The sequence below is a fragment of the Fischerella major NIES-592 genome, assembly GCF_001904645.1.
In the GTDB taxonomy this organism is placed as follows: Bacteria; Cyanobacteriota; Cyanobacteriia; order Cyanobacteriales; family Nostocaceae; genus Fischerella; species Fischerella thermalis.
Map to the genome: position 1 here is coordinate 32,801 of NZ_MRCA01000013.1, position 12,346 is coordinate 45,146.

Genomic DNA, 12,346 nt, shown 5'->3' on the forward strand with positions numbered 1-12,346 from the left:
ACGTAGCAATGCCTACAGACGTAGCAATGCCTACAGACGTAGCAATGCTACGTCTCTACAAAATNTTAGACAAACAAACACAATTCATGACCAAATTCAGCAACGCTGAAATTAGGTTATTTACGGATACGCCCATCTTCAACTAAGATAACAGGAATTGGACTTGATTCCAGGACTGCCTGGGATACAGAACCCACTAAAACCTCATTCCAAGGTTGATGTCCTCGCTTGCCAATGACAATATCAGCAACTCGATATTCCTGAGCAATACGAACTATTTCCTCTGGAACCGAGCCTGTGATGGTGATGAACTTATGGCGAATGTCTGCTAGAAGTCGTTGAGATTTTTCTCGCAGATGCTCTACTCCCCTGAGATCATTTGTGCGGATCACGTGTAATACAATCACCTCACCATCACTACGACGAGCAAGATCAGCAGCTTTAGTCAACACCTGACTAGCTAAAGGGGAGGTATCAACGGCGGCTAGCAGCACAAGGCGACGAGCGATCGCTACCTTGGTTGGATCAACTTCGCCTCGTTCTAGCAATTTGGGTGCAAAGGTGGGGATTGCCCAGGCTCCCAAAGGCGCAGTGACTAGGATAGATAAAGCAGCGATCGCTAGAATCGTCTCTCCACCCTGAATACCCTGTGTCAAGGGAATCGCCCCAATTGCTGCTTGAACGGTGGCTTTAGCAGAATTCCCTGGTAGCAAAAACAGCCGCTCTCGCCAATTCCAGTTACTCCCCAATGTAGATAAATACCATCCGAGAGCGCGTCCAATCAGCGTCCCAATTGCCAAAATCACCAATCCTGGAAGCAGAGTTTTTTCTAACACTTGTAGTTGAATACTTGCCCCTAGCAACACAAACAAAAAGATTTCTGCTACAGTCCACAAGCTGTCGAAGCCAGAACGCAACCGTCGTGCTAAAGGAGCATCCAATTCAATCAAGAAAAATCCCGTCGCCATCACTGCTAGATAGCCAGAGAAAAAGGGGAACTTCTCTGCTAGCACCACCAGTAACAACGCCAAACTTGCTGTAACCAAAGTATCCTGCACTGCATTTTGAGTCCAGTTCTGCTTCGCCAGCAATAAAACCACAAGACGCGCTGTCACGAAACCCAGCACAACTCCAAAAACAATCTGACAAACAATCTGAATCGGAAGCAGTTGAACCACACTGAAGCTGAAGCCAAAAGGCAATGTCACCCCGGAAGTTGCCCCCTGTACTAAAAAGCTCAGCAACAAACTAAACACTAGCAGTAGTAACACATCTGACAGAGCGCTGCCAGTAAGAATTGCATCAGGAATCCCCTTAGTAACTCCCCAACCCAAGCTTTTTAGCCGCAGCATTCCCGGTACAATTACTGCGGGTGACTCTGCCCCAATAATGCAACCTAACAACAGTCCCGTAGGAAAATCAAACTTGAAAACCCACATAGCAGCTAGGGCAATGAGCAAAGCTTCACACGCCGCAGGCAAAAAGCCTAATCGTAATGCTACTGTTCCTTGCTGTATCAATTTTTCTCGGTCTAACCCCAACCCAGCCTTCATCAAAATTACCATGACAGCGATCGCTCGTAAGGGAGCAGAAGCAGCCAGTACATTAGGGCTAATAGCATCGGCAACTTGAGGCCCCAGTACAATTCCTACTAAAACCATACCTACTAGTGCAGGGGCTTGCAACCGTCGGGCAATTTGCCCCACGAAAAAGCCCAACAGCAAGATCCACAGAATACTTTCTAACATCACGCAGCTTGAGAACAATATCAGGAGCAAGCGTGACTTGCTGACGGAAGATAAAGACAAATAGCCCTACTCTTCCGTAGCAAGCCGGAGAAGTAGGAGCCATCAGCCTTTTAATTAAGTGTTAAATATCACTAGAAGGCGGTTATGGCGAGCTCCATCGCCTTTTTTATTACTTTACATGTGAAGTGGTTTGTTGAAAAGTAATTTGTCAGTGGATGTTTACTCTTTGTGGTGAAAAATAATTTCTGAAACACTAAGACACCAAGTTACATCTTGAAGGGGCTGGTTTTGCAGGAGAATTTTTGCATGACTTTTCGTCTGTAGGGCTAATTGTTAATGGCTAGTAATCCGCTAACTTTGAACTGATGGGTTCAAATAGGACAAGGAGGACTAGGGAAACAAGGAAATGGTTAATAACCAAAGATCAACTATCAATTATCAAATATTAACTACTATGCTCAAACGCTTAAGTGTGACAATTAGTGCTACTGCTGCTTTGTGGTTATTTGGCACTTCCTTAACTATGGCGGCTACTAAAAAGCCTCAACCACCAGATGAGTTTCCGCCATCACCTTTAGAAATTACCACACCCGATCCACTGTTGCCACGGAATCCAGACAAAGACAAACAGCCGTTATCTGTGAATGAACAGCAACAGTTGGAGGTGGAGTTGGATAAGTTGAATCAACAAGCTACGGCGAAATTGCAAGCAGGTGATGAGGTGGGAGCATTTGATATCTGGAACCAGGAACTGCGGTTGCGTCGATATTTGGGTGCTGTGAAAGAGGTGCAAGCACTAGGAAGGGTGGGTGCTGTAGCTTATCAAAAAAGCAATCGCCCAGAGGTACAATACATTACTCAGCGATTACAAGCAATCCAAAAGCAGGCACAGTCTCAAAAAACTAATGATTTAGAGTTATTGCAAGCACTAGGACTAGCTTACCAACAAGTGCGATCGCCTCAAAATGCTGTGGAAGTTTATGAGCAAGTTTTAGCTGTGGTGCGCCAGCAGCAAGATATAGCTAAAGAAGTACAAATTTTACAGACTATCGGGGAAGTACATCTGAGTTGGTTTGATTACAGCAAAGCAGCAACAACTTATCGGGAGTTGTTAAAATTAGCTACTGCTGGGGGTGATGGTGTCAATGAGCTAGTATACTTGCAAAAATTAGCTTATATTTACGAACAAGGGAAACAACCCCAGCAAGCAATAGAAATACACAACCGACTCACGGAAATATACCAAAGACAGAATAATCTGACTCAACTACCAGCTTTAAAACTAGCGATCGGTTCAGATTATGAATCCTTGGCAAAGGAAAATCCTAATCTTCTCCAAGAAGCTTTCAATAACTATCAACAAGCTTACACAATTGCTTGGCAATCACAACAATATGTGCGTGCAGGTGAAGCTTTACAAAAATTAATCGCGCTCTACCGTTCCCAAGGACAAATACAAGATGCGTTACAAGCTAGCGAAATTCTTGTACAGACTCAACAATTAGCCTCGAATTTTTATGGTTTGATGAATGCTTATGATCTAATCGGAAAAATGCACTTGGAACGCAAAGAGTATCCGCAAGCACTAAATGCTTTCCAAAAAGGGTTGGAAGTAGCCCAACAATTAAAGTACGAGGAAGATTACTTTTCTGGACAAATTCAAAAACTTTCGGGACAAATTCCACAATAATTTTGTAGTAAGGGTTTTAGCATTTTTTTGAGGACTAAAGTCCTCACTACAAATCTTTATATCATGTTTGCTTGAATACTTATACTGTCGCGTAGGCTGGTAATAGGTAATAGGTAATTGGTGATTGGTAATTGGTAATGGGAAAAACTAATGACCAAAAGCAAAGCATAATATTTTAAAAATTTGTATCAAAAAAGTGTAAAAAAAATTTTAGATTTGTGTTTTAATTAAATTACCAATTAATAACTAAAACAGTGTCAACTTCAAAAAGTGTGCTGAGAGCGTTTAGGGGAAGTAAGCGTAATAAGACACTAAATTTGTTGTTAATTGCATATGCTCTCAGAGTGTAGATCATTAGTGATTATGAATGTTCTACTGAAGTGAAGTAGGGCAGAGTTATTTCTTGTCTTTTGTTGGATGGATTTGAGCCTACTTGAGTGGACTTGAACTCTGAGCCAAGAAATTTATTTCTTAGCGGAAGATTAGGTTGGTGCAAGATTTCAAGATAAAAACAACCAACAACCAACAATCAACAACCAACAATCAACAATCAACAATTATCAACTAATCATGAAAAATCTTGCAGGGAAGACAGTAGTTTTAACTGGTGCTGCGGGTGGTATAGGAGTATTTATTGCTCGGGCGCTAGCGAAAGAAAAAGCAACTGTAGTTGGTGTTTCTCGTTCCCCAGAAAAATTAGAAAATATCCGTGCTGAAGTAGAAGTTGCTGGTGGTACATACATCAGCATTCCCTTTGATATCAGCAAATTAGAAGAATTACCATTACTTGTCCAGCAAATTAATCAACATGCAGGTCGAATTGATGTTTTGATTAATAATGCTGCGATTGAAAAATACCGACCTTTTCAAAATTACTCTCTCCAAGATATCCAGTCAATACTAATAACTAATCTACTAGCAGGAATGGAATTAACTCGGTTAGTATTGCCGAGTATGTTAGAACGTAATAGTGGTCACATTGTCAATATTTCCTCTGGTTCTGGAAAAAAGGGAGCGCCTTATAACAGTATTTATTCTGCCAGTAAAGCTGGTTTAATTATGTGGACAGACGCGATGCGGCAGGAATTAATTGATACTAACTTAGGCGTTTCTGTGATTTGTCCAGGATATACAAAAGCAGGGATGTATTTGAAATTTGGCTTACCAGCACCCAAATTAGCGCGTGTTTCTGAACCAAAAACTGTAGCGATCGCAGTTATAGATGCCATCAAAAACAACAAAGCAGAAGTAATCCTTGACGGGTTACTCACAAGACTTCTATTTTCTAATGTACAACTTTTTCCAGAATTTGGAGATGCTATTTACCGTTGGATTGGTTTAACTAATCTCAATCAAACCTGTGCAGAAAATCAAATGCTAGCTGAAAGACGTTCACATCAGTAGTAGTCTTTTACACCTACTTTCAATAGTTTGTAGTCAGCAATTTAGTGCTGGCTACAAACCCTTACATACATTTGATATCAAGTTTTTAATTTCTTGAGCAGCGTATTTAATAAAAATTGAACAAAACATCATATTTATTACATTAAAACTGCAAAATTCATCACTGAAAATTCTGATTATTTGATTTTTTATAAATTTACTTCGCTTGATAGATTACACTTGACAAACATCTTTAGCAGTGTGTCATCTTGATAAGGATGTGTAAGTACTTTATATAGCTGCTATTTATACTTGTCATTATGTTTTCTTATTTAGTGTTGTTTATAATTATTTTCTTCTCTCTTCACACCTGATGCATTACCACAAACTCAACCGACGGAGAAAAAATGGCTGATAGTCATTATGATGTCATCATCATTGGTACGGGTGCTGGTGGTGGAACGCTAGCATATAAATTAGCAGCAAGCGGGAAGAAAATTTTGCTGCTAGAAAGAGGCTCTTTCATACCTAAAGAAAAAGCAAATTGGGATTCTCGACTAATTTTTCAAAAAGAATGTTATCGCCCCCAGGAAGTTTGGTATGACAAATGTGGTAAAGTAATTCGTCCAGTCACACATTATTATGTTGGTGGTAACACTAAATTTTATGGTGGAGCATTATTTAGATTTCGTGAACAGGACTTTAATAGAGTTTTTCATCAAGATGGTATCTCTCCCGAATGGCCATTAAAATATCAAGATTTTGCCCCATATTATACAGAAGCTGAAAAACTCTATGAAGTACATGGTCAGCGAAATTTAGATCCTACTGAACCTCAAACTTCTGAAGATTACCCCTTTCCTCCTATTAGCCACGAACCATATATTCAAGAAATTAATGATGGTTTAAAAGACAAAGGCTTACATCCATTTTATCTACCACTTGGTATTAAGCTCAATGAAACTAATCGTTTTTTAAGTACTTGTATTCGTTGTGATACTTGTGATGGTTTTCCATGTTTTATAAATGCTAAATCTGATGCTGATGTTAACTGTGTGCGTCCAGCCATAGCTAATCAAAACGTGACTTTAATTACTCAAGCTAAAGTCCTACGTCTGCATACCAGTGTATCAGGTCGAGAAGTTACCGGGGTAGTAGCAGAAATTGCAGGTAAACGACATATTTTTTCGGGAGATATTGTTGTTCTTGCTTGTGGTGCAGTTAACTCAGCAGTATTATTACTGCAATCTGCGAATGATCAACATCCCAATGGATTAGCCAATAGCTCTAATCTGGTAGGGCGAAATTACATGGCTCATAAATTTGGGGTAGTCATGGCCTTATCTACAAAATTTAATTCAACAGTTTTTCCCAAAACAATAGCTGTCAATGATTTTTATTGGGGTGAAAAAGGTTTCCCTTTCCCTATGGGAAGCGTGCAATTACTAGGGAATGTCACCACAAATAGAGTTGCTGCTTATGCACCACCTTTGACACCCAAATTTATTGCAGAAGCAATAGCAAACCATTCTGTTTCTTGGTTACTAATTACTGAAGATTTACCAAATCCTAATAACCGTGTATATGTTAAAGGGGAGCAAATCTATATTGACTATACCAAGAATAATGAACAAACCTTTAATCGTTTCATGAAACGCTGGTTAGAAGTTTTACAATCAATAAAATTACCATCTCATCAAGGACATATTTCTGTTGTCTTCCCTCAAAAAATGACTTTGAAAGAAGTTGGACATCAATGTGGGACTTGTCGTTTTGGTGAACACCCTAGAAATTCTGTACTTGATCTTAATTGTCGCACCCACGATGTCGATAATCTTTATGTTGTTGATGGTAGCTTTTTCCCCTCAAGTTCTGCTGTGAATCCATCACTGACGATTATGGCAAATGCATTGCGAGTGGGAGAACATTTGTTGGCAAGGATGGGTGGTTAGTAGTAAGCACTTTAGTGGTTGAATATTTCTTGAGGGTTCTGTGTGAATGTCTTATTCATTGACTCAACTTCCGTTTATTCTTTTGGCATGACTACGCATACAATCTGATCTACTTGTGTTTGCAGTTCTTCTTCCGCCATCCGCCATCACCGGAAACCGCCAAGACGAGTCTACCTCATCATCTGCCTAATTTTCAAGCTAGTGATTTTGTGAATCTGAAATACTAATTATTTCTTCACAAGTTCCTCAAATTTTTCTTGTAACCTGAAGATAGTAGGAAAGTCTCTAACTTCAAGATTGAAATCAAGAATAGTGGAGGCAACGATTATGGCGATTACTCGTTGGGAACCTTTCCAAGGAATTGAACGTTGGGAACCTTTCTATTGGGAGCCTTTACGGGAAATTGAGGATCTGCAAAGACGGATGAACCGCTTATTTGAGCGGATGTTCCCCAGTGGCGATGGGGGAGTTTCAGCACTTGCTTTTATACCTTCCGTCGAAATGGAGGAAACTGCTGAGGACATTCGTCTCAAACTAGAAATTCCAGGACTGGAATCTAAAGATTTGAATATAGAGGTGACAGAAGAATCTGTTGCAATCAGTGGCGAACGCAAATCTGAGACCAAGACAGAAGAAAAGGGTATGATGCGCTCTGAATTCCGTTACGGGAGATTTGAGCGAGTCATTCCACTACCTGCTCACGTTCAAAACGATAAAGCACAGGCTGAATACAAAAATGGTATTCTGACTCTCACCATACCGAAAGTAGAAAGCGAGAAGAAAAAAGCCGTCAAGATTAACGTGGCTTAATCTATTGTTGTAAAAACAAATTAGCACAGAGGGGGTGAAATATCCTCTCTGCTGCTTTGTGCAACTCTTATCTAAATAGATGCACCCAAAAGATTTTATGGTAAAGTCCGTCACTTTAGCATTTATCGGTGATGTCATGCTAGGTCGAGGAATCAACGAAGAGATTCCCCGGAGATTACCAGAGTCCTTTTGGGGAGATGTCTTACCAATTTTGCGCGGTGCGGACGCAGTCATCGCTAATTTGGAATGTGCAATTACTCAATATACTCAGGAGTGTAGTAGAACACCAAAGGTGTTTTATTTTCGCGCCGATCCTGTCGCAGTACAAGTTCTTCGTGTTGCTAATATTCAATGTGTCAGTCTTGCCAATAACCATAGCCTCGACTTCGATGACCAGGGATTACTAGATACCTTAAAATACCTGGATGCTGCGGGTATTCATCATGTTGGCGCAGGTCGGGATATCAGTCAGGCTACAACTCCATGATTGGTCTTTTGTGTTTTTGGTGGAGGTTGGCGATCGCGGTTTGCATAAGTTGCGTTTAATACCAGTACATTTAAGTTATGCACAGGTTAATCTAGCTAAAGGCACAGAATTGAACACTATCTGTGACCGTATGCAATCTCTTTGTGCAGCTTTTAATACTAATCTCAGACAAACATCAGAGGGATTAGAAGTCAAATTATAAACTGGGAAAACGCCTGTAAACACAGGAGGCAAACAAATGAAATTAATTTCCATTGCACAGCTCGAAACACTAGCGAAACGACCTAGAGAAGTATGTGTATCAATTTTTTTACCAACTTACCATGCAGGAGCAGAGACTCAACAAAATCCCATCCGCTTTCGGAATTTAATCAGAAAAGCAGAAGAACTCCTGATAGAGCATGGTTGTCGCTCTGAAGATGCAAAAAACTTACTAGAACCAGTGAGAGCGCTAAATCATAATGAATTTTGGCAACATCAGAGTTATGGTTTAGCCATCTTCCGCTCCCAGGACTTTTTGCAGTATTACTCTTTACCTTTAGATTTTGCAGAATTAGTGATTGTTAGTAACCATTTTTACCTCAAACCCCTATTTCCTCTCTTTCATGGCGATGGACACTTCTATATTCTGGCTCTCAGTCATGATGTAATTAGGCTATTAAAAGGCACTCGTTATCATATTGAGGAAATTGATTTAACTGGCGTATTGCCAAGTTTAGCAGAAGTACTACGGTTTGAAGAGCCAGAACGTCAAACCCCTTCCCATATAGGTACTCCAGGGGCAACAGGTGGACGAAGTGCTGTTCCTGGTGGGGTCACGGTATTTCACGGTCATGGTGCTGGTGATGAGGATGAAAAAGAGAATCTCAGCCAATACTTCCATCGTGTCAATCAGGCGTTGCGAGAGTTCTTAAAAGAAGAACACGCCCCTTTGGTACTGGCTGGGGTGGAATATCTTTTACCAATTTACCGACAAGCCAATACTTATGCTTATCTCCTGGATGCTAGTATAATAGGCAACCCAAAACTGCTGGCACCAGAAGAATTACACGCCCAAGCCTGGGAAATAGTAGAACCATTATTTTTACAGTCACAACAAGAAGCAATGAATCAATACAAAGAACTGCTGGGAACGGGAAAAGCTTCCAGCCAAATTAGGGAGACTATTCCAGCAGCTTATCAGGGACGAGTTGATAAGTTAATTGTTGCCGTTGATCGGCAATTGTGGGGTACTTTTTATCCAGATACTCAAACGGTTGAAGTGCATCCGCATGCAGAACTCAACGACGAGGATTTACTAGATTTGGCTGCAACTCAGACTATCTTGAACGGTGGCACCGTGTATGCAGTTGAGTCGGCAGATATGCCAGACAATACACCATTAGCTGCGGTATTTCGCTATTAGATAATAGGTGTTGCTGCTAAATTGCTTGATTTTTCTACTATTTGATAAAGTTTCTGTTCAAACTTTTGCATACATACAGACCAATCATATTCGAGAACCGAAAAACGAGCATGGAGGGACATTTCTTCTTTGAGTTGAGGATTTTCTAAAATTCTAATTACCTTGTTGGCAAAATCCCCAGGATTATTTGGTTGAGCTAAAAAGCCGTTGCGCCCAGGGACTACTTGTTCTGAGGTTGAGGGTGCTTTGACTGCAACTACGGGAGTTCCCGAGGCTAAGGCTTCGTTGGTGGAGGTGCAGAAGTTTTCGGTAGCTGAAGGATTGACAAAAACATCGGCTCGTGCATACCATCCTAATAGTTCTGTACCATGGGATTCTCCCCAGACGGTGACACCTTTGCCAAATTTGGTTGCACGTTGACGGATTTCTTCTTGTTGGGGACCACTACCGACGATAACTAGATGGGCATCAGGTATCTTAGCAGCAATGATTGGGTATATATCTAGAAGTTGAATCACACTCTTTTCAGGGGCTATACGTCCAACGAACAAAAGAGTGGGACGATGGTCGTCGGGGATGGGATTGTAGCTGATATTGGCAGGATTAAATTTCTGGCAATCTATACCTTGATAGGGTAGATATTCGCTGCGTTGGGATTTCAAGCTTTTGTATTTCTCAAGCTGTTCCCGGGAAGAAAAAAAATTATAGTCGTAAGCTTCGCTGAATTGCTTGATTAACATCGGTAACATGGGACGAATAAAACTAAAAAACTGATTACCCATGTAATAGCGGATGTAAGCAACGATATCGGTATGGAATAGGGATATGATGGGTGTGCCAGTTTTTTTAGCGTATTCAATACCTACAGGGCGACCGTAACCTTGTAAATAAAGTGAGTAAAATCCTCGCATTTGTGGTGCTTCTTCAACTACCACGATGTCTGGTTTAAAATTCCCCAATAATTTGGTATCGCTCCAATGGCGATAATGTAATGGTTGGGGAAGAGATTTATAAAATATCAGTGGTTGGGTGGGAAATGCATAGGAAGAAAATTTGGGGAAAGATTGGAGTTCTTTGAGTCCCGCCATCGGACGACTACCAACCTCTTCGGGATACTGGTCGTTGATTTCTGGGTGGATAAGAAATACTTCGTGTCCTTGTTGTAGTAACCAGCGCACCCGTTGGTGTACAGCGATGGAAACCCCTGTCAAAAATGGCGCATACAATCCTGTAATGAGTGCAATGCGAAGAGGTTGTTTTTTCATAGTTAATATCATGTCCGCTTGAACACTTGTATTATTCGTTGAGGTCGGTAATGGGTAATTGGTGAGACTACTTGCCGTCTTGGCTTATGCCGAGATGGTAAAGTAGCGAACCCGAAGGGTAATGGGGAGGTGGGGTGATGGGGGGCTAGGGGTCCCCACTTTGTGGGGTTGGGGGGCAATGGGGTGATGGGGAGGTGGGGAGTAAATAGTTTAAAGAATAGGTAACAACTAACCACTAACCACTAACAACTAACCACTAACCACTAACCAGTTAGATGTTCAAAGAGATACTTTTCTATCAATGGGTTGATCTAATTTTTGATAGGGGCGGTATTGGATGAGGCGGATGTGCCAAGGCCCTTTAATTTGGTAGGTGACGCCGCGCCAGGTAACTTTTGGCATCCAAAAAGATAATAATAATGCCAACCCATAAAACCAGTGTGTTAGAGGTATGCCAAATAGCATTCTGATGATCTTGGCTGGTGATAGTTTGGTTTTGACCTTGGCGTTGTGTTGAATTATGGGTTTTGCGCCAATTTCAAGAGCGATCGCCAACAACAGCAATGCTACTATGTAGCCACCATAGCTAGCAAAAGCTAGAGTTGCAGTATCCCATTGTTGCGTCCATAATGCAGCTATAGACAACACCAACAGTAGATTTGGCAGTAGAACTGTTTGCAATGCGTCAGCAATTACCGCCCACCACTGGGGATGGTACAGGCGCGACGATAACATCTGACGTTTCATCCAGTCAAATAGTCTTGGTAAGTTGCATTCTTCACAATTGAGAATCAACAAAGATGGTACAAACTTCAGCTGAAATCCATAATTTGCCAGAACTTTGGGGATTATAGTATCGTCGGCATAGGATCTTGCCCACCTTTCTAGTAGTTCGGTTTCGTAAATTACATCAGTTTTCAGTGCTAAACTACCCCCCCAAGGAATGCGGTAGAGACTCATTTGTACCACAGCAGAGGAGTTCCAGAAATACCGTACCAGTGAACCCCAGTATTTACCTGTGGGTAGGTACCAACGGTTACCAGTAGTTGCTCCCACTGTTGGATCAGCCAGAGGACTGACTAATTCGCGTAACCAGCTAGGATGAACCACTGCATCAGCATCTACTAATGCAACTACTTTGTAGGATTCATCCAATTCTGAAACAGCTTGCACTATAGAACTGCATTTGAGACTACAGTTATATCGTCTGATACTCAAAGGGCTAATTTGGACGTTGGTTGCACCTAGTGCAGCTATCGTTTCGCTGGCAATTTTCCAAGCTGGATCTTCAGGGTTATCAATAATTATCTTTAAATCATATCTTGGATAATTTTGTTGTAGCAGCGATTCTAAACAATTGGGTAGAAACGGATCACTTCCCCGCAAACAAAGAATAACAGCTGTTTTGGGGAGTTGTTCATCTGGCAAGGAATTTCTGCGATGGGTTTTTAATGTCCATAAAAAAGCTAGTGCAACCAATGTTTGAATGACCAGCCAACTTAGCAACATTCTAGACAGAGATATCGCCAATTCTTTCATTTGTGAGGAGTGGGGGGGTGTGGGGAGTGTGAGGAGTGGGGGGGTGTGAGGAGTGTGAGGAGTGGGG

The 12,346-nt window shown here is 41.3% G+C and carries 10 protein-coding genes and 1 riboswitch; of the genes, 7 read left to right on the forward strand and 3 right to left on the reverse strand.

The features are described from left to right. Positions 1–116 precede the first annotated feature (116 nt). A complete protein-coding gene (locus tag NIES592_RS19185) occupies positions 117–1,748 on the reverse strand; it encodes a cation:proton antiporter (protein WP_073556598.1) in 1,632 nt (543 codons plus the stop codon). An 86-nt stretch (positions 1,749–1,834) separates the two neighbouring features. Beyond that, a riboswitch (Fluoride riboswitch) is annotated at positions 1,835–1,919 on the reverse strand. Positions 1,920–2,202: 283 nt separating this feature from the next. On the opposite strand from NIES592_RS19185, the gene NIES592_RS19190 reads away from it, so the two are divergent. The 7 genes from NIES592_RS19190 (at position 2,203) to NIES592_RS19215 (ending at position 9,475) form a co-directional block, all read left to right on the forward strand. Further along, positions 2,203–3,438, forward strand: coding sequence for a tetratricopeptide repeat protein (locus NIES592_RS19190; protein ID WP_073556645.1), 1,236 nt, complete (start codon positions 2,203–2,205; stop codon positions 3,436–3,438). A gap of 570 nt (positions 3,439–4,008) precedes the next feature. Next, positions 4,009–4,842, forward strand: coding sequence for an SDR family NAD(P)-dependent oxidoreductase (locus NIES592_RS19195; RefSeq protein WP_073556599.1), 834 nt, complete (start codon positions 4,009–4,011; stop codon positions 4,840–4,842). Positions 4,843–5,228: 386 nt separating this feature from the next. Continuing rightward, the gene (locus NIES592_RS19200; RefSeq protein ID WP_073556600.1) at positions 5,229–6,773 is read left to right on the forward strand and encodes a GMC oxidoreductase; all 1,545 of its coding nucleotides are present in this window, start codon (positions 5,229–5,231) and stop codon (positions 6,771–6,773) included. A 327-nt stretch (positions 6,774–7,100) separates the two neighbouring features. Beyond that, positions 7,101–7,583: an Hsp20/alpha crystallin family protein gene (locus NIES592_RS19205; RefSeq protein ID WP_062248012.1), complete on the forward strand. Its 483-nt coding sequence runs from the start codon at positions 7,101–7,103 to the stop codon at positions 7,581–7,583. Between the two features lie 97 nt (positions 7,584–7,680). Further along, a complete protein-coding gene (locus NIES592_RS19210) occupies positions 7,681–8,070 on the forward strand; it encodes a CapA family protein (RefSeq protein ID WP_231936180.1) in 390 nt (129 codons plus the stop codon). After that, positions 8,027–8,272: a hypothetical protein gene (locus NIES592_RS26010; protein WP_231936178.1), complete on the forward strand. Its 246-nt coding sequence runs from the start codon at positions 8,027–8,029 to the stop codon at positions 8,270–8,272. Before NIES592_RS19210 ends, NIES592_RS26010 begins: the two co-directional genes overlap by 44 nt. A 36-nt stretch (positions 8,273–8,308) precedes the next feature. Then, positions 8,309–9,475 carry a baeRF3 domain-containing protein gene (locus tag NIES592_RS19215; RefSeq protein ID WP_073556601.1) on the forward strand — a complete coding sequence of 389 codons (1,167 nt, stop codon included), beginning with the start codon at positions 8,309–8,311 and terminating at the stop codon, positions 9,473–9,475. On the opposite strand, the gene NIES592_RS19220 is transcribed toward NIES592_RS19215, so the two are convergent. Further along, the gene (locus NIES592_RS19220; protein ID WP_062248006.1) at positions 9,472–10,740 is read right to left on the reverse strand and encodes a glycosyltransferase; all 1,269 of its coding nucleotides are present in this window, start codon (positions 10,738–10,740) and stop codon (positions 9,472–9,474) included. The genes NIES592_RS19215 and NIES592_RS19220 overlap by 4 nt on opposite strands. A 279-nt stretch (positions 10,741–11,019) precedes the next feature. Continuing rightward, positions 11,020–12,249 carry a glycosyltransferase gene (locus tag NIES592_RS19225; RefSeq protein WP_073556602.1) on the reverse strand — a complete coding sequence of 410 codons (1,230 nt, stop codon included), beginning with the start codon at positions 12,247–12,249 and terminating at the stop codon, positions 11,020–11,022. Positions 12,250–12,346 lie beyond the last annotated feature (97 nt).